This is a genomic window from Pseudooceanicola sp., assembly GCF_029213205.1.
Lineage (GTDB): Bacteria > Pseudomonadota > Alphaproteobacteria > Rhodobacterales > Rhodobacteraceae > Pseudooceanicola.
Genome location: NZ_JARGNH010000028.1, coordinates 1 through 17,989, shown reverse-complemented (window position 1 = coordinate 17,989; position 17,989 = coordinate 1). Strand labels below are relative to the sequence as shown.

Here is a 17,989-nt window from a genome sequence, read left to right as displayed (position 1 = left end):
GGGGAGTCGGGGCAACGCCCCGGCGGGGGCAGAGCCCCCCGCGCCGCTCGCCAGAATCGCGGAGTTCCAGATATGAAAGATTTCATCCTGCCGCCAAAGGATTGGGACATGGGCACGCCGCTGCCCGTTTCCGAAGCCGCGGTCAGCCTGACCATCGACGGCTTCGCGATCACCGTCCCCGAGGGCACCTCGGTGATGCGCGCCGCCGCCGAAATCGGCCTGCGTATCCCCAAACTCTGTGCCACCGACAGTCTCGAGGCGTTCGGCTCCTGCCGACTCTGCCTGGTCGAGATCGAGGGCCGTCGTGGCACCCCGGCCTCCTGCACCACCCCGGTGGCCGAGGGCATGGTGGTCCATACCCAGACCCCGAAGGTCAAGAAGATCCGCAAGGGGGTGATGGAGCTTTATATCTCCGACCATCCGCTCGATTGCCTGACCTGTGCCGCCAACGGCGATTGCGAATTACAGGATATGGCGGGCATGGTCGGGCTGCGCGATGTGCGCTACGGCCCCGGCGCCTCGCATTTCGAAACGCGCAGCGGCGATGCACCCAACCCGCTCTACATTCCCAAGGACGAATCCAACCCCTATTTCACCTATGACCCGGCCAAATGCATCGTCTGTTCGCGCTGCGTGCGCGCCTGCGAAGAGGTGCAGGGCACCTTTGCCCTGACCATCGAAGGCGTCGGCTTTGACAGCCGGGTGTCGGCGGGGATGGCGGGGGATGATTTCCTCAGCTCCGATTGCGTGTCCTGTGGTGCCTGTGTGCAGGCCTGCCCGACCGCGACGCTGCAGGAAAATTCGGTGATCGAACTGGGCACCCCGGACCGCTCGGTCATCACCACCTGCGCCTATTGCGGCGTCGGCTGTTCGTTCAAGGCGGAATTGAACGGTGATGAATTGGTGCGGATGACGCCCTATCGTCACGGCAAGGCCAATCGCGGCCATTCCTGCGTCAAGGGCCGCTTTGCCTATGGCTATGCCAGCCACAGCGACCGGATCCTGACTCCGATGATCCGGGACCGGATCGAGGACCCCTGGCGCGAGGTGTCCTGGGACGAGGCGCTGAGTTTCGCGGCCACGAGGATGCGCGGGATTCAGGCCGAACACGGCCCGAAAAGCATCGGCGTGATCACCTCGTCGCGCTGCACCAACGAGGAAACCTTTCTGGTGCAAAAGCTCGCCCGCGCGGTGTTTGGCAACAACAACACCGACACCTGTGCCCGGGTCTGCCATTCGCCCACTGGCTATGGCTTGGGGCAGACCTTTGGCACCTCGGCGGGGACCCAGGATTTCGATTCCGTTGCACACAGCGATGTGGTCATCGTCATCGGTGCCAACCCGACCGATGGCCATCCGGTGTTTGCCTCGCGGCTCAAGAAACGTCTGCGCGCCGGGGCCAAGCTGATCGTCATCGACCCGCGCCGGATTGATCTGGTGCGTTCGGCCCATATCGAGGCGGCGCATCATCTGCCGCTGCGCCCCGGCACCAATGTGGCCGTGGTCACCGCTTTGGCGCATGTGATCGTCACCGAGGGCCTGTTTGATGAGGCGTTCATCCGCGATCGCTGCGATTGGGACGAATTCCTAGCCTATGCCGAATTCGTCAAGGAGTCCCGCCATTCGCCCGAGGCGATTGAGCTGTTGACCGGCGTGCCCGCCACCGAGCTGCGGGCGGCCGCCCGCACCTTTGCCGCCGGTGGCAACGGGGCAATCTATTACGGGCTGGGGGTGACCGAACACAGCCAGGGCTCGACCACGGTGATGGCGATTGCCAATCTGGCGATGCTGACCGGCAATATCGGGCGACCCGGCGTCGGGGTGAACCCGCTGCGCGGCCAGAACAATGTGCAGGGCTCATGCGATATGGGATCCTTCCCGCATGAGCTGCCGGGCTATCGCCATGTGAAGAACCCCGAGGTGCGCGCGATCTTTGAAAGCCTCTGGGGCGTCGAGATCGACTCGGAACCGGGCCTGCGCATCAACAACATGCTGGATGCCGCCGTCGATGGCAGCTTCCGGGGGCTCTATTGTCAGGGCGAGGATATCCTGCAATCGGACCCGGACACCAAACATGTCGCTGCTGGGCTGGCGGCGATGGATTGTGTGATCGTGCATGACCTGTTCCTGAATGAAACCGCCAATTACGCGCATGTTTTCCTGCCGGGATCGACGTTCCTGGAAAAGGATGGAACCTTTACCAATGCCGAACGGCGGATCAACCGGGTGCGCAAGGTGATGGCGCCGCGCAATGGCTATGCCGATTGGCAGGTGACCCAGATGCTCGCCAATGCGATGGGGGCCGAATGGCACTACACCCATCCCGCGCAGATCATGGATGAGATTGCCGCGACCACCCCGTCCTTTGCCGGCGTTGATTATGCCCTGCTTGAGGAAAAGGGATCAGTGCAATGGCCCTGCAACGAGGCCATGCCCGAGGGCACGCCGTTGATGCATGTCGATGGCTTTGTGCGCGGCAAGGGGCGATTCATCGTCACCGAATATATCGCCACGGATGAAAAGACCGGGCCACGCTTTCCGCTGTTGCTGACGACGGGTCGGATCCTGTCGCAATATAACGTCGGTGCGCAGACCCGGCGCACCGCGAATGTGGTCTGGCATGACGAGGATGTGCTGGAAATCCATCCCCATGACGCGGAAAATCGCGGGCTGAAAGACGGCGATTGGGTCAAGATCGCCTCGCGCTCCGGCGAGACCTCGCTGCGCGCCAAGGTGACCGATCGGGTGTCGCCCGGCGTGGTCTATACGACGTTCCATCACCCCGACACCCAGGCCAATGTGATCACCACCGACTATTCCGACTGGGCCACCAATTGCCCGGAATACAAGGTGACGGCGGTGCAGGTGGCGGCGTCGAACGGGCCGACGGAATGGCAGGAAAGCTATAATGAACAGGCGCGCCGCGCCCGCCGCATCCTGCCCGCCGCCGAATGAAGGGGATCGCGTCGCAATCCGTCGCCACCATGTCCGGCGGCGCCATTGGCACGGCGACCCGGTCGCTGCCCGAAGAGGTGCCGGTGGCTCTGGTGGCGCAGGGCAGCACGCTGGCGGTGATGATGTGCTCACCCGGCGATCTTGAGGATTTCGCCCTGGGCTTTTGCCTGAGCGAGGCGATTGTCAGCGATCCGGGCCAGATCGAGACGCTTGAGATCGTCGAGCTGGAGCAGGGCATCGAGGCGCGGCTCTGGCTGGCGCCGGACCGGGCCGGGGCGCTGAGCGCGCGGCGTCGGTTCATGGCCGGGCCGGTGGGCTGTGGCATGTGTGGCATCGACAGCCTGGAACAGGCGATGCGACCGCTGCCAGAGGTCGCAGCGGGGCCGCTCTTTGGGAGTGACGAGGTGACCGGCGCCGCCGAGGCGCTGCGCCGGTTCCAACCGCTGCATGACCGCGCAAGGGGGTTGCATGCCGCCGGGTTTCTGCGCCCCGGCCAGGGTCCCGGTGCTGGCATTGCGGCTGCGCGCGAGGATGTCGGGCGTCACAATGCGCTGGACAAGCTGATCGGCGGCATGGCCCGGGCGGGGGCGGATATGAAGAGCGGGGCGGTGGTGTTGACCAGCCGGGTTTCGGTGGAAATGGTGCAGAAATGTGCGCTGGCCGGGGTGCCGCTGATCGTTGCGGTCTCGGCGCCGACCAGCCTGGCGCTGAAACTGGCACAGGCGGCCGGGATCACCCTGGTCACCATGTCCGGGCCGGCGGCGATTGACGTCTGGTGCCGCCCGGAACGGATCACGGGAGGCGCGGATGACATCTGAAAAACTGATCTATATGGCGAACCAGATCGCCACCTTTTTCGAAACCCAATCGGGTGCCGGACGGGCTGAGAAAGTGGCGGGCCATCTGCGCGATTTCTGGGACCCACGGATGCGCCAGGACTTGCAGAATATCCTGGCGGCGGGCGGAGAAGGGCTCAGCCCGCTGGCGCGCGACGCCGCCCTGTTGCTGGAAAACCCGACCTGATCCAATTGCGCGCTGCCGCGCATTCCCGGTTCTGAAATCGGCCTCGGTTCTGAAATCGGTGACGCGACGCTCTCGCGCCGCCCACCAGGATTGCGCCGGAAATCAGGCCAGGGTGCCGTCGGCCTGCAAGGTGGTCTTGCCGCCGAGATAGCGCGCCAGCGCGGCAGGCAGGGTGACCGAGCCATCCGCCTGCTGGCCATTCTCCAGCACCGCGATCAGGCAGCGCCCGACCGCCAGGCCGGAGCCGTTCAGCGTGTGCACGAAATCCGGCTTGCCACCGCCCTCGGGGCGGAACCGCGCGTTCATCCGCCGCGCCTGAAAGTCGCCGCAGACCGAGACCGAAGAGATCTCGCGATAGCTGTTCTGACCGGGCAGCCAGACCTCGATATCGTGGGTTTTCTGTGCACCAAAGCCCATGTCGCCGGTGCAGAGCGCCACGGTGCGATAGGGCAGGTCGAGCTGTTCCAGAATGCCCTCGGCGCAGCGGGTCATCCGCTCATGCTCGGCCAGCGACGCGTCGGGATGGGTGATCGACACCATTTCCACCTTTTCGAACTGGTGCTGGCGCAGCATCCCGGCGGTGTCACGCCCGGCGCTGCCGGCCTCAGAGCGGAAACATTGCGAATGGGCGACATAGCGGCGCGGCAGATAGCCCTCGTCGATCAGGCAATCGTTGACGATATTGGTCAGCGTCACCTCGGCGGTGGGGATCAGCCACCAGCCTTCGCGGGTCTTATAGCTGTCCTCGCCGAATTTCGGCAGCTGGCCGGTGCCGAACATCATTTCCTCGCGCACCAGCACCGGGGTCCAGGCCTCGGTCAGGCTATTCTCGTCGACATGGGTGTCGAGCATGAATTGCGCCAGCGCCCGGTGGATGCGCGCCACCGCGCCGGAGAGCACCACGAAGCGGGCGCCGGAGAGTTTGGCGGCGGTTTCGAAATCCATGCCGGGCAAGACGCTGGGCAGCTGGTAATGCTCCAGCGGCGCGAAATCGAGGGCGCGGGGCGTGCCCCATCTGCGGATCTCGACATTGTCGGCCTCATCGGCGCCATCGGGCACATCGGCGAGCGGCGCGTTGGGGATGCCCATCAGCAGATCGGTCAGCTGCGCGTCCAGCGCCTTGGCCGCGTCGTTCAGCGCGCCGACCTCGGCCTTTTTGTCACCGACCAGGGCGCGCAGCCGTTCGAATTCGGCCTCGTCGCCCTTGGCCTTGGCGGCGCCGACCTGTTTGGAGGCGGCGTTCTGATCGGCCTGGGCGGTCTCGGCGGCGTGGATCTTGGCGCGGCGGGCCTCGTCGAGGGCGAGGATCTCGGCCGACATCGGCGCGGCCCCGCGGCGGGCGAGGGCGGCGTCAAAGGCGGCCGGGTTGTCGCGGATCTGGCGGATGTCATGCATGGGTCTGTCCCTGAAATCGGATTCGTGGCCGGGTTATGCCGGATTTCGCGGCAATGTGTAACCTGAAGCGACGGGGGTGGGGACTACTTGCGCCATTCGGGCGGCAGGGCCGCGGGCGGCAGCGGCGGATCGAGGGTTCGTTGCCAGGCGCGCCAGGCGGTTAGGAAATCGTTGTATGTGAGTTTTTCCTTGGCCCAATGCGCCGGCCAGTCGGTTTTCGGATCCATGCCGCTTGGCAGAGTGACCGTGCCATCGGCGAACACCTCATTCAGATGCTCGGCGATTTGTGGTATGGTGGTCAGATCAACCTCTTTCAGGGCAGCACCTCGGAGGCTAGCCCCACTGAGAAAGGTTGACGCGTCCAAGTGCGCGCCCCCGAGGTCCGCCCCCTCCAGATGCGCCTCCCCGAGGTCCGCCCCCTCTAGATGCGCGCCCCAGAGGTCCGCCCCTTCCAGATGCGCCCACCAGAGGTCCGCCCCCTCCAGATGCGCGCCCCCCAGGTTCGCCCCCTCCAGATGCACCTCCGCGAGGCTCGCCCGCTCCAGATGCGCCCCTTCGAAATTGGCTTTACGAAAATCGAGTTCGCGCAGGTCAAACCCCTGCAGATTGGCGCCGCGCAGGTCGATGGGCAGAGAGTTGTCGGCAAGCCCAGCGGTGCGGGTCAGGCGGCCAAGCACCTTGGCCGCGTTTTCCATATCCGAGCGTGAGGGGGAGAGGCCGAGGGTCCAATCTCGCAACGTCTCGGGGTCGGTCCCCTCAGGTCGCGGCGTCGCAGGACGTTCCTTTGAGAGTTCGCGCAGGTAAACGCTGAGCAGTCGCGCGACACGCTCGGCGGTGTCGGGGCGTTCGCTGACCAGACCCTCTAGCCGGTCGATGGCGGCGTTGCGGCGGATCACGTCGTCTTGCCAGATGTGGCACGAGGTATCCTTGGGGTCGGTCACCTGCCGTCGCGTGTGCAGGTCGGCGGCGGCGGCGGTGATCTTGTCGTTGAACAGGGAGTCGGTGGCGGTGTCGGTCTGTTTGCGGGTCAGGGTCAGGCGGATCAGGGTGAAGGGCAGGCCGATGACGACGCCGGTGGTGGCGGTCAGCGCGGTCAGGGTCAGCAGCGACCAGCGCAGGTCGGTGGCGGGCCTGGCGGGTTTCCCGGACCAGAGAGAGGCCGCATGACCCTGAATATCCGTGGTGAAGAAATGCTGCGCGATGTTGAGCAGCACCCAGAACAGGCCAAAGATCAGCGCGATCAGCAGTAACGTCCAGGTGATCAACAGGAACAGCGCGATGCCCCCGGGCAGGGCCTGAAGGCCAAGCCGCCGCTGGATCGGGGTCAGCCAATCGCGCCCCGGCCCGGGCGCTGTCATCGCGTAGATCAGCGCTGACAGTGCTGCCACCCCCAGCGCCAGCACCAGGGTCCAGAAGGCCTGTGCCGGGATCGGCAGGGTCAAGATGATGTGATCGCTCGTGTCCACCGGGGCGGCCTTTGCTGTCGCGCATTGGCGTCAGGTTAGCGGCAGGGCGCGGGCCTGCCTAGGGGGCTGTGCTGCGCCGCCCGGTCGCGCCCTTTCGCGCCTTGCAATCCAACCCTGCCGCACATAGGTTCCGCCCAACTTTGCGGGGGGTCCCCGCTGGCCAAATTCGCGGGAATTCCCGCTCAACCTCAAGGAGCCCCGATGCAAGGGAACGCCATCGCACAATTCGTGCCTCTGATCCTGATCTTCGTGATCATGTATTTCCTGCTGATCCGTCCGCAGCAGAAAAAGGCCAAGCAACACCAGGAGATGGTGAACAACGTGCGCCGCGGCGACATGGTGATCACCCAAGGCGGCATTGTCGGCAAGATCGCCAAGGTCAAGGATGAGGGCGAGATCGAAGTCGAGATCGCCGAGGGCGTCAAGGTCCGGGTGGTCAAGGCGACCATCGCGCAGGTTCTGTCGAAAACCGAACCCGCCAATTCCTGACATTTCGCGACTGGCCGGGGGGCCCGATGCTTCAGATCCAAACCTGGAAACGTGTGCTGATCTGGCTGCTGGTCGTGATCGGCCTGCTGCTGGCGTTGCCGAACGCCTTTTACAGCCGCGTCGAGCTGCATAACGACACCATCGACGCGGGCTTTCCCGATAACAGCTGGCCGGGGTTTCTGCCCAGCGGGCTGGTCAATCTGGGGCTCGACCTGCGCGGCGGCGCGCATCTGCTGGCCGAGGTCCAGGTCGAGGATGTCTATGCGGGCCGGATGAAGGGCCTCTGGCCGGAAATCCGCACCGCCCTGCGCGCGGTGCGTGACGAGATCGGCACCATTCGCCTGCAGGACAGCGCCAGCGATGAATTGCGGGTGCGGATCGGCAAGCCTGAGGCCATCGCCGAAGCGGTCAGCATCGTCAACGGGCTGGCGCGGCCGATCACCTCGCTCACCGGGGTCGGGGCCAGTGACCTGAGCGTGCGCAGCGAGGGCGATGTGGTGATCGTCACCCTGTCCGAAGCCGAACGGGTCGCGACCGACGAACGCACCCTGCGCCAGAGTCTCGAGATCATTCGTCGCCGGATCGACGAGGTTGGCACCCGCGAACCGACGATCCAGCGCCAGGGCGCCGACCGGATCCTGATCCAGGTGCCCGGCCTCGGCTCGGCATCGGAGCTGAAAGAGATCATCGGCACCACCGCACAGCTGACCTTTCAGCCGGTGGTCGGCCGCGCCAACAGCGCCGATGCCAGCGTGGGGGCGGGGCAAGAGGTGCTGCCGTCGCTGGACGAAGAAGGGGTGTTCTATATCCTCGATGCCGCGCCAGTTGTGACCGGCGAAGAGCTGGTCGATGCGCAGCCCTCCTTTGATCAGAACGGCCGCCCCTCGGTGACCTTCCGGTTCAACCCTTCGGGGGCACGGAAATTCGGTGATTACACCGCTGAGAACATCGGCAATCCCTTCGCCATCGTGCTCGACCACGAGGTGATCAGCGCCCCGGTGATCCAGGCGCATATCGCCGGCGGGTCGGGAATCATCACCGGCAATTTCACCGTCGAGGACTCGACCAACCTGTCGGTGCTGCTGCGCGCCGGGGCATTGCCCGCCGGGCTGGAATTCCTCGAAGAACGCACCATCGGCCCGGAACTGGGCGCCGACAGCATTCAGGCGGGCAAGATCGCCTGTCTGGTCGCCTTTGGCGCGGTGCTGGTGTTCATGGTGCTGTCCTACGGGCTGTTCGGGCTGTTCGCCAATATCGCCCTGCTGATCAACGTCGGGCTGATCTTTGGCCTGCTGTCGATGATCGGTGCCACCCTGACCTTGCCGGGGATCGCCGGGATCGTGCTGACCATCGGCATGGCGGTGGACGCCAACGTGCTGGTGTTCGAACGCATCCGCGAGGAATTGCGCACAGCCAAAGGCCCGGCGCGGGCGATCGAGCTGGGTTATGAGCGGGCATTGTCGGCGATTGTCGACGCGAATATCACCACATTCATCATTGCGGTGATCTTGTTTGTCCTCGGCTCGGGGCCGGTGCGCGGATTTTCGGTAACCCTTGGGATCGGCATCGTGACCTCGGTCTTTACCGCGATCTGGGTCACCAGGTTGCTGGTCGCGACCTGGTTCGCCCGGGCCCGTCCCAAAACGATTGAGGTGTGAGATGCGTCTGAGACTGGTCCCCGCCGAAACCAAGATCGACTTCTTCCGCTACCGCTTTGCGACCTTTGGTCTGTCGGTTGTGCTGATGGTGGCCTCGCTGGTGCTCTGGCTGATGGTCGGGCTGAATTTCGGCATCGACTTTCGCGGCGGCACCACGATCCGCACCCAGTCGGAAACCTCTGTCGACGTCGCCGCCTATCGCGCGGCAATGCAACCGCTGAACTTGGGCGATGTGACGATATCCGAGGTGTTCGATCCCACCTTTGCCGCCAACCAGCATGTGGCGATGATCCGCATTCAGGCCCAGGACGGGCAGCAAAGCGTCACCGGCACAGTGGTCGATACGGTTCTGGCCACCCTCAAGGCGGTTGATGCGACGATCCATTTCACCTCGGTTGAATCGGTCGGGCCCAAGGTTTCGGGCGAGTTGATCCAGACGGCGGTGATCGCCCTGGTCGCGGCGCTTGGGGCGATCCTGTTCTACATCTGGCTGCGGTTCGAATGGCAATTCTCGGTCGGGGCGGTCGCGGCGCTGGTGCATGACGTGGTGTTGACCATCGGGATATTCTCGCTGCTGCAGATCCGCTTTGATCTGGCGACCATCGCGGCGCTGCTGACGATTGTCGGTTATTCGATCAATGACACCGTGGTGATCTTTGACCGGCTGCGGGAAAACCTGCGCAAGTTCAAGACGATGCCGCTGCGCGACGTGATGAACCTGTCGGTCAATGAAACCCTGAGCCGGACCTTGATGACCTCGGGCACCACGCTGATCGCGCTGATTGCACTGCTGGTGCTGGGCGGTGATGTGATCCGGGGGTTCGTCTTTGCCATCACCTGGGGCGTTATTGTCGGCACCTATTCCTCGGTCTATGTGGCCAAGAATATCGTGCTGTGGCTGGGGGTGAAACGCGACTGGTCCAAACCTGACGCCACGGTTGGCAACCAGTTTGGCAATGTCGACGCATGATGGCCGCGCGGCATAACGCCAATGCCTGAGGGGCTGGCCACGGCGCTTGATACGCCGGGGCTGCTCTGGCTTCTGATTGCCTATCTCATTGCTGGGCTGGTGCGCGGCTTCACTGGCTTTGGCACCGCGCTGATCGTGATGCCGCTGGCCGGGGCGCTGCTGCCGCTGCCGATGGCAATTGTCCTGCTCTCAGTCACCGGCGTATTCACCTGGCCCGCGATGCTGCCCGGTGCCTGGCGCTATGCCGATCACCGTCAGGTGGCGCTGATGGCAGGGGCGGCGATTGTCGCGGCGCCGTTCGGGGTCTGGCTGCTGACCTTTTTGTCGCGCGACATGCTGCGCTGGCTGGTGTCCGGCGCGGCGGCGGTGACCCTGGCGGCGCTGATTTCGGGCTGGCGCTATCGCGGTCGGGTGCGTGGCCCCGGCCTCGGCGCCATTGGTGCGGCGGCGGGGGTTTTGGGCGGGGCCACCGGCCTGACCGGGCCGCCGGTGATCCTGTTCTACCTCGCCGGTCCGTCCAATGCCCGGGCGGTGCGGGCCAACACCATCCTGTTCCTGGCGGCACTGGAAATCGGCATTATCGCCAACCTGTTTCTGCGTGGCTTGGTCGGGGTCGAGGCGCTCTGGCTCGGTCTGGTGCTGGCCGTGCCCTATGTGCTGGCGGTGCTGGTCGGGCAGCGGCTGTTTGATCCGGCGCGGGAAAAGACATTCCGGGCGCTGGCCTATAGTGTGATCGGCATCGCGATTCTGGTCGGCCTGCCGATCCTGGACTGAGGAGACCCCCATGCAGATGAGCGAAATCGACTATGGCAATGCCCGCCCGATCGACGGCTATGGCCCCGGGTTTTTCCGCATTGGCGGCGTGGCGCATCCGGCGCCGCTGCTGGTGACCGCCGATGCGGTGCGTCCCTGGGCTGGGTTGGACGACCACGCGGCGCTGATCGCGCTGGCCGGTCAGATCGATGTGCTGTTCTTCGGCACCGGTTCGGACATCACGCCGGTGCCGACCGCTCTGGGCCTGGCGCTCGACACTGCCGGGATCGGAGTTGAACCAATGGCCTCGGCCAGTGCCTGCCGCACCTATAACATCCTGCTTTCCGAAGGTCGGCGGGTCGCGGTGGCGCTGCTGGCGGTCTGATATCCGGCGCGGCAAAGGCTGGGGATTGCCCGGCGGGATGCGCTTTTCCAGGCGCTGAAATTCGGCTAGGGGCAGGGGATGGAACTCGTCGTTGATCAGCTGAGTGTGGCGCGCGCCGGGGTGCCGGTGTTGCGCGGGGTGGCGTTTCGCCTCGCCCCCGGCCGCGCCCTGCTGCTGCGCGGGCCGAATGGCGTCGGCAAGACCACCTTGCTGCGGGTGCTGGCCGGGCTGCAACCACCGCTGGCGGGCCGCGTCTCGCTCGATCCCGACAATTTCGCCTATGCCGCCCATGCCGATGGGATCAAATCCACCCTCAGTGTTGCCGAAAACCTGAATTTCTGGGCCGATCTCCATGGCACCAGGGGCAGCACTGGCATCGAGGTGGCGTTGGCGGCGTTTCACCTGAGCGATCTGGCCGAGCGGGCGGCGGGGGCGCTGTCGGCGGGACAGAAACGTCGGCTGGGGCTGGCGCGGCTGTTGGTGACCGGGCGGCCGATCTGGATCCTGGATGAACCGACGGTGTCGCTGGACCGCGACGCCGTCACCTGGTTCGCCGATGTCGTGCGTGCCCATCTGGCGAATGGCGGCAGCGCCATCATCGCCAGCCATATCGAGCTGGGGCTGGACGCCGAGGTGATCGAGCTCGAGCCGTTTCGCGCCAGTTGGAGCAGCGCGACGAATGACACCGATTTCGACGAGGCCTTTCTGTGAGGGCGCTGCTGCTGCGCGACCTCAGGCTGGCGATGCGGGCCGGGGGCGGCTTTGGCCTTGGCCTCGCCTTCTTTCTGATCGTGGTGGTGCTGGTGCCCTTCGGGGTCGGGCCGCAGACCGAGCTGCTGGCCCGAATCGCGCCGGGGATCCTGTGGATCGGGGCCTTGCTGGCCTGCCTGCTGTCGCTTGACCGGATTCTGGCGCTGGATTGGGAGGACGGATCGCTCGACCTGATCGCCACCGCGCCGGTGCCGCTCGAGGCCGTGGTCAGCGTCAAGGCGCTGGCCCATTGGCTGACCACCGGGCTGCCGCTGGTGCTGGCGGCGCCTGTGCTGGGCTTGCTGCTGAACCTACCGGCGCCCGGCTATGGCTGGCTGACCCTCAGCCTGCTGCTCGGCACCCCGGCGCTGAGCGTGATCGGCACCTTTGGCGCGGCGCTGACGGTGGGGCTGAAACGCGGCGGGCTGCTGCTGTCGCTGCTGGTGCTGCCGCTCTATGTGCCGGTGCTGATCTTTGGCGCCGAAGTCGCGCGGCGCGGCGCCGAGGCGATGGCGCTGACCACCCCGCTGGCGATGCTGGCCGGAATCACCTGCGGCACAATTGCGCTTTTGCCCTTTGCCTCGGCTGCGGTATTGCGGATGAACCTGCGGTGAAGTGATTGGCGGTGCTGCCGTCAAAACGATAAGGGAGCAGCATGGCTTCGATTTGGGAATATGCCAATCCGCGCAAATTCATGGCGACCACCGATGTGGTTCTGCCCTGGATCGCCGTGACTGCCGCTCTGACCCTGGTGGGCGGCTTGATCTGGGGGTTCTTCTTTACCCCTGAGGATTACCGTCAGGGCGCGACGGTCAAGATCATCTATCTGCATGTGCCAGCGGCGCTGCTGGCGATCAACGCCTGGCTGATGATGCTGGCCGCCTCGCTGATCTGGATTGTGCGGCGCCATCATGTCAGCGCCCTGGCGGCGCGGGCGGCGGCGCCGGTGGGGGCGGTGATGACGCTGATCGCGCTGATCACCGGGGCGATCTGGGGACAGCCGATGTGGGGCACCTGGTGGGAATGGGATCCGCGGCTGACCTCGTTTCTGATCCTGTTCCTGTTCTACCTCGGCTATATGGCGCTGTGGTCGGCGGTGGAAAACGACGACACCGCCGCCGATCTGACGGCGATCCTCTGCCTGGTCGGGTCGGTGTTTGCCTTGCTGTCGCGCTATGCGGTGAATTTCTGGAACCAGGGGTTGCATCAGGGCGCCTCACTGTCGCTGGATGCGCAAGAGAACGTCGCCGATGTGTTCTATCACCCGCTGCTGGTCTCGATCGCCGGGTTCGTGCTGCTGTTCGTGGCGTTGGTGTTGCTGCGCACCAGAACCGAAATCCGGGCGCGGCGGATGCGGGCGCTGTTGTTGCGCGAAAGGATGGGCTGATGCCAGACTTGGGCAAATACGCGGTCGAGGTGCTCAGCGCCTATGGCGCGGCGCTGGCGCTGCTGCTCTTGCTGGTGCTCGTCAGCCTGCGCCGGGCGCGGCGGGTCAAGGCGGACCTGGCAGAGGTGGAGGCGCGGCGTCATGGCGATTAGACCGCTGATGCTGGTCCCGCCGCTGATCTTCGCGGCGCTGGCGGCGATGTTCTATATTGGCATGCGCCGTGACAATCCTGATGCGCTGCCCTCGGTTTTTGTCGGCACATCGGCGCCACCGGTGGCGCTCACCCCGCTGGGTGATCTGGCGGGGTTCAGCGATGCCGACCTGCGGGCGCCCGGGATCAAGCTGGTCAATTTCTGGGCCAGCTGGTGTGCGCCCTGCCGGGTCGAACATCCCAATCTCACCGCCCTGCGCGATGAGGGCTTTGCGATCTACGGGGTGAATTACAAGGATGATCCGGACAAGGCTCTGGGCTTTCTCGCCGAACTGGGCAATCCCTATGCCGCCATGGGCCAGGACCGCGAAGGTCGGGCGATGGCGCCGGAATGGGGGGTTTACGGGGTGCCGGAAACCTTTGTTATCGACGCCGAGGGCAAGGTTCTGACGCGCTTTGCCGGGCCGGTGACACAGCGGGGCATCGCGGAAAAACTACGCCCGTTTCTCAAGGCCGCCCCCGCCGACTGACCCCGGGCCGCTCTCCATCTTTCCGGAAAACACTTCCGGCGCAGCCCTCTCAGGCGCGGGTCAATGCGCCGGGCGCACGAAGCTGCCGTTGCGCAGATCGTTCATCGCCTGCAACAGCTCTTGTCTGGTGTTCATCACGATCGGCCCGTGCCAGGCCACCGGCTCTTGGATCGGCGCGCCGGAGATCAGCAGGAACCGCACCCCGTCCGCGCCCGCCTGGACGGTGATCTCGTCGCCGCTGCCAAAGCGGATCAGGGTGCGATTGCCCGACATGTCGCGGATGTTCACCTCTTCGCCCGCGACCTCCTTTTCCAGCAGCACCCCGGCGGGGGCGCTGGCGTCAGCAAAGGCGGCGGAGCCTTCAAAGACATAGGCAAAGGCGCGCCGGTAGGTGTCGATCGGCAGGGTCTTCTTGACCCCGGGCGGGATCGAGATGTCGAGGTATTGCGGATCGGCGGCGATGCCGTCCACCGGTCCGGTCCTGCCCCAGAACGCGCCGATGATCACCCGCACCACCGCGCCGTCATCGTCGATGATCTGCGGGATCTCGCCGCTGTTGATGTCCTGATAGCGCGGCGTGGTCATCTTTAGCGACGCGGGCAGATTGGCCCAGAGCTGAAACCCGTGCATCTGACCGTTTGGGTCGCCCTGCGGCATTTCCTGATGCATGATCCCCGATCCGGCGGTCATCCATTGCACGTCACCGGCGCCCAACCGCCCGGTATTGCCGAGGCTGTCAGAATGTTCGACCGTGCCGGACAGCACATAGGTGATGGTTTCGATGCCGCGATGCGGATGCCAGGGAAAGCCCTTGGCGAAATCCGCCGGGCTTTCATTGCGGAAATCGTCAAACAGCAGGAACGGGTCCAATTCGCTGGGATCAGCAAAGCCAAAGGCGCGGTGCAGTTTCACCCCGGCGCCCTCCAGGGTCGGCTGGGCGTGGCGGGTCTCGAGGATGGGTCTGATCGACATGGGAGATCTCCTTTGGCGACAAGATAGGCGGGCGGCGGCGGTTGAAAAGGCCGGGAATGGTGCCCTGCAAGGGGGATGGCTGTGCATAGGTGCACGGCCAATGCTGGCGGCGGCGGGCAAAGCCGCGTATGTCCGCCGGAACCGATGCGCGGATCAAGACATGGGTCGGGTTGAACGGGACGGGGATCAATGATCGCAATGAATGACGAGGAAATCTATGCCCGGCTCGGGGCTTCGCCGGGGCGGCGGGCCATCGGCCTTGGGGTGCTGACGGCGCTGACGCTGATCCTGCTGCGGCTGGCGCTGGCCGGTCCGGGCGGACCCTTGGCCTGGCGGCTGGTGCTGGTGGCGATGGCGGCCGCAGCGGCGGCGGCGGTCTGGGCGATGTATCGCGCCACCGCGCTGGAGCTGCGACTGACCGAGACCCGCCTCACCGACAGCCAGGGGCAGGTGCTGGCCGAACTGGATCAGATTGTCTCGGTCGATCGCGGCACCTTTGCCTTCAAACCCTCGAACGGATTTCTGCTGCGGCTGGCGTCCCCGGCGCCGCGTCTCTGGCGGCCTGGCCTCTACTGGCGGATCGGTCGGCGGCTGGGAGTTGGCGGGATCGTCAACGCGGCGCAGGCGCGGGCGATGGCGGACACGCTGGCGCTGTTGCTGGCCGAACGGGCGGCTGCAGAGACGGCAGCGGCGGCGACAACCAAAGACAAAGATTGAGCGGCGAAAAATGAAAAACCCCCGCTTTGGCGGGGGCTTTCGGATCGGTCAGACCGGGCGCGCGCCTCAGGAATTTGAGAACGGCAATTGCGGTGCAAAGCGCGGGCGGATGAAGGTGAAGGTGTTGATTTCGAAATCATCCATCCCGATCTCGAAGGGGATTTCGTAATTGGTCCAGGATTCAACCAGGATGATCCGCTCACCTGATGGCATCAGCGGCAGTTTCTTGTCCCAGTCCGCCACCTTGCCATCGGTCACGGCTGTGGTCGGACCGCGTGCTTCGGACCAGTCGACAGTGAATTTCTGGGACGATTGGTTCCATTTCAGCACCGAGACCCGCATTGCCGTGGTTTCGTCCGAACGCACCATGCCCTTATACAGCGAATAGGCGTTCGAGATGTAGGTGTCGTTGACGGCATCGGTCTCTCGCGACAGCATATCGGCAATCGTATAGGTCGCCTTTTGGTTCAGCGATTGCTGGCGCAGCATGTCGAAATAGGAAAACGTCGCCAGATAGGCCCAGAACAGCAGCGGCAACAGCATCACCGCTTCCAGGGCGACCGTGCCGTCATTGGCATGGCGGAACCGGGTCAGGCTGGCCTTGAGGCGGGCGAAGAGAATGCGTGTCATGGCTTACCCCGGTTCATTCACAAAGGCAGTGGTCGCGTAAAGCGCCACATCGCCGGCGGCGTTCTTGTCGGAATTGTAGCCAAAGCCGACATTCGGAAAGATCGGCGAGAAGACGAAACAGGCCCGCATCAGCATCATTTCGCTGCGCTGGCCGTTGTTGAAGGCAACGACCGGGTTCAGCTCCTCATTGCGGTTGATGCAATCGGGCGTGTCCCCCAGAGTCGAGGACGTGGTGCGCAGATCGGTGGAGCGCAGTTCCAATTTCAACGCGGATTCGCAATCGGGCAGCAGCCCGGCGTAATCGCAGATCCGCTTGCGCAGCCAATCATGGGTAACTTCCTGACCGGTGCCGATGCGCACATCGCGCACTGCCCGGTCCAGCGCGCTTTCCATCAGCGTCTGGCGCACGGTCATCATGCCCATTTCGACCCCTGACAGGAACATCGTCAGAAAGATCGGCAGCATCACCGCGAAATCGACGACGGCGACGGTGCCACGGTTGTCAGCCGCGAAGGCGCGGAATTTGGTGACAAAGGGGAGTTGCATCATATGCCTCATGTCACTGCGTGAGTTTCAGTTGGTTCAATTCGCGGGCGATCGACTGGAAGGCTTCTGAGATTTCCACACCTTCGACGCGAAAGAAATGGCTGTCCGAAGAGGCGCAGCTGCGCATGACGCTGGCACCGTGGTTGCTGACCTCAAAGCCGACGCTCCAGACCAGGACGCCTTTGTTCTTGGCGGCGGTGCAGACATTGCTCAGCAGGGAATCCGCGTTGCTGGAGGTGCTGCGGACGTAATAGAAATCGTCGCGCATATCGCTGTCGACATTGTTGTTGACCCAATTGACCAGGGCATTTTCGTGCCAGTGATACCGCTGCGAGGGGGTGCCATAGGCGCCGTCGCGGATCCCGTAGGTGTTCACGTTTACACCATCGGTCATCAGGATCACGGTCTTCAGTGCGCCGCCGCCAAAGGCCGCCGGGCGACCGGCAAAGGCCGGGTCGGATTTACCTGCGGCAATCAGCTTGGTGACCACCGGAGCAAAGGCCGGATCGAGCAGGCCGACGCCCCATTTCATCCCGATGTGGATCGAGGTGTTGGCGCGGTCCTGCAATTGGCCGATCTGCGATTTCAGCGCGGAACGGTTCTGCGAATAGGCGGTGATTTCCTCATAGCTGCGCATCGGGCAGCTGGGGTTGGTCACGGTGCCGCTGCCAGAGCTGTAGAGCTCGAAATGCGGGGCTTGCGTGTAATGCTTTGTCGGGCTGATCGTGGTGCTGGCGAAATCCTCGGTTTCAAAGTTCACGCAGCTGGAAAAGCCGTGCAGCCGGGTGACGTCCAGATTGTCCATGATCGCCGCACCGGCATTCACCTGGGCAGTGTAGGGCACGATATTCACCGAGACCGCACCCAGGGTGTCATCAAGCACCACCGTGTCGATGAAATCCTGGGCGGCGGTGCGCAGGCGGCTCATCTTCTGGTTCGATCCCATCGAACCAGAGATATCCAGCACCAGCGAGATTTCCGCATCGCCCAGGCTTTCCTCTGCGACACCGCGGGCTGTCACTTCGAAAGTCGGAAAGCCGATGCTGCCCAGAAACTGGGTCTTCATCTGGGTCGACGCCTCGGCGGTCACGATCCTATAGCTGGTGCCCTGATCGACGGTCACGCTGGTCAGGGTTTCCAGGATATTGTTCTTGTCAAGTAACTCCCAAGTACTCCAGAGGATATCGGGTTTTGGGTTACTCTGGCGCCGTT

At 64.4% G+C, this 17,989-nt stretch carries 20 protein-coding genes; 14 read left to right on the top strand and 6 right to left on the bottom strand.

Going from position 1 to position 17,989, the window contains the following annotated elements:
* The first annotated feature begins 72 nt into the window (after nt 1–72).
* From fdhF to P1U48_RS15810, 3 genes are read left to right on the top strand one after another with little or no spacing between them, the layout of a single operon-like run.
* Nucleotides 73–2,955: a formate dehydrogenase subunit alpha gene (fdhF, locus tag P1U48_RS15820; RefSeq protein ID WP_301070150.1), complete on the top strand. Its 2,883-nt coding sequence runs from the start codon at nt 73–75 to the stop codon at nt 2,953–2,955.
* A complete protein-coding gene (fdhD, locus tag P1U48_RS15815) occupies nt 2,952–3,773 on the top strand; it encodes a formate dehydrogenase accessory sulfurtransferase FdhD (protein ID WP_301070149.1) in 822 nt (273 codons plus the stop codon). Before fdhF ends, fdhD begins: the two co-directional genes overlap by 4 nt.
* Complete coding sequence (locus P1U48_RS15810) at nt 3,763–3,978, top strand: formate dehydrogenase subunit delta (protein ID WP_301070148.1); 216 nt, start codon at nt 3,763–3,765, stop codon at nt 3,976–3,978. The genes fdhD and P1U48_RS15810 overlap by 11 nt, the downstream gene beginning before the upstream one ends.
* Before the next feature lie 102 nt (nt 3,979–4,080).
* Here P1U48_RS15810 and serS read toward each other — a convergent pair whose 3' ends face one another.
* On the bottom strand, nt 4,081–5,373 hold the full coding sequence (gene serS / locus P1U48_RS15805; protein WP_301070147.1) for a serine--tRNA ligase: 1,293 nt from the start codon (nt 5,371–5,373) through the stop codon (nt 4,081–4,083).
* Between the two features lie 83 nt (nt 5,374–5,456).
* A complete protein-coding gene (locus P1U48_RS15800) occupies nt 5,457–6,839 on the bottom strand; it encodes a pentapeptide repeat-containing protein (protein WP_301070146.1) in 1,383 nt (460 codons plus the stop codon).
* Between the two features lie 201 nt (nt 6,840–7,040).
* Here P1U48_RS15800 and yajC point away from each other — a divergent pair, with 201 nt between their 5' ends.
* From yajC to P1U48_RS15750, 10 genes are all read left to right on the top strand, one after another.
* On the top strand, nt 7,041–7,328 hold the full coding sequence (yajC, locus tag P1U48_RS15795; protein WP_301070145.1) for a preprotein translocase subunit YajC: 288 nt from the start codon (nt 7,041–7,043) through the stop codon (nt 7,326–7,328).
* Between the two features lie 26 nt (nt 7,329–7,354).
* Nucleotides 7,355–8,986 carry a protein translocase subunit SecD gene (gene secD, locus P1U48_RS15790; protein ID WP_301070144.1) on the top strand — a complete coding sequence of 544 codons (1,632 nt, stop codon included), beginning with the start codon at nt 7,355–7,357 and terminating at the stop codon, nt 8,984–8,986.
* Between the two features lies 1 nt (nt 8,987).
* Entirely contained in the window at nt 8,988–9,956 is a 969-nt protein-coding gene (gene secF / locus P1U48_RS15785; protein WP_301070143.1) for a protein translocase subunit SecF, read from the top strand.
* Between the two features lie 21 nt (nt 9,957–9,977).
* Nucleotides 9,978–10,730 carry a TSUP family transporter gene (locus P1U48_RS15780; protein WP_301070142.1) on the top strand — a complete coding sequence of 251 codons (753 nt, stop codon included), beginning with the start codon at nt 9,978–9,980 and terminating at the stop codon, nt 10,728–10,730.
* 10 nt (nt 10,731–10,740) lie between these two features.
* Nucleotides 10,741–11,094 carry an Mth938-like domain-containing protein gene (locus tag P1U48_RS15775; protein WP_301070141.1) on the top strand — a complete coding sequence of 118 codons (354 nt, stop codon included), beginning with the start codon at nt 10,741–10,743 and terminating at the stop codon, nt 11,092–11,094.
* A gap of 78 nt (nt 11,095–11,172) precedes the next feature.
* Complete coding sequence (gene ccmA, locus P1U48_RS15770) at nt 11,173–11,805, top strand: heme ABC exporter ATP-binding protein CcmA (RefSeq protein ID WP_301070140.1); 633 nt, start codon at nt 11,173–11,175, stop codon at nt 11,803–11,805.
* Nucleotides 11,802–12,458, top strand: a complete 657-nt coding sequence (gene ccmB / locus P1U48_RS15765) for a heme exporter protein CcmB (protein WP_301070139.1) — start codon at nt 11,802–11,804, stop codon at nt 12,456–12,458. The genes ccmA and ccmB overlap by 4 nt, the downstream gene beginning before the upstream one ends.
* 41 nt (nt 12,459–12,499) lie before the next feature.
* Nucleotides 12,500–13,231: a heme ABC transporter permease gene (locus tag P1U48_RS15760; RefSeq protein WP_301070138.1), complete on the top strand. Its 732-nt coding sequence runs from the start codon at nt 12,500–12,502 to the stop codon at nt 13,229–13,231.
* On the top strand, nt 13,228–13,383 hold the full coding sequence (gene ccmD / locus P1U48_RS15755) for a heme exporter protein CcmD (protein WP_301070161.1): 156 nt from the start codon (nt 13,228–13,230) through the stop codon (nt 13,381–13,383). The genes P1U48_RS15760 and ccmD overlap by 4 nt, the downstream gene beginning before the upstream one ends.
* A complete protein-coding gene (locus tag P1U48_RS15750; RefSeq protein WP_301070137.1) occupies nt 13,373–13,912 on the top strand; it encodes a DsbE family thiol:disulfide interchange protein in 540 nt (179 codons plus the stop codon). Before ccmD ends, P1U48_RS15750 begins: the two co-directional genes overlap by 11 nt.
* 60 nt (nt 13,913–13,972) lie before the next feature.
* Here the strand turns inward: P1U48_RS15750 and P1U48_RS15745 are convergent, their stop codons facing one another.
* Nucleotides 13,973–14,884 carry a pirin family protein gene (locus P1U48_RS15745; RefSeq protein WP_301070136.1) on the bottom strand — a complete coding sequence of 304 codons (912 nt, stop codon included), beginning with the start codon at nt 14,882–14,884 and terminating at the stop codon, nt 13,973–13,975.
* A gap of 189 nt (nt 14,885–15,073) precedes the next feature.
* Between P1U48_RS15745 and P1U48_RS15740 the strand changes: the two genes are divergently transcribed.
* Nucleotides 15,074–15,601, top strand: a complete 528-nt coding sequence (locus P1U48_RS15740) for a hypothetical protein (RefSeq protein ID WP_301070135.1) — start codon at nt 15,074–15,076, stop codon at nt 15,599–15,601.
* A gap of 66 nt (nt 15,602–15,667) precedes the next feature.
* Here P1U48_RS15740 and P1U48_RS15735 read toward each other — a convergent pair whose 3' ends face one another.
* The 3 genes from P1U48_RS15735 to P1U48_RS15725 form a co-directional block, all read right to left on the bottom strand.
* A complete protein-coding gene (locus tag P1U48_RS15735) occupies nt 15,668–16,231 on the bottom strand; it encodes a hypothetical protein (protein WP_301070134.1) in 564 nt (187 codons plus the stop codon).
* 3 nt (nt 16,232–16,234) lie between these two features.
* Nucleotides 16,235–16,789 (bottom strand): TadE family protein, encoded by a 555-nt coding sequence (locus P1U48_RS15730; protein WP_301070133.1) that lies wholly within the window; start codon nt 16,787–16,789, stop codon nt 16,235–16,237.
* A 1-nt stretch (nt 16,790) separates the two neighbouring features.
* A partial coding sequence (locus tag P1U48_RS15725; protein ID WP_301070132.1) for a hypothetical protein occupies nt 16,791–17,989 on the bottom strand: 1,199 nt, incomplete at its 5' end.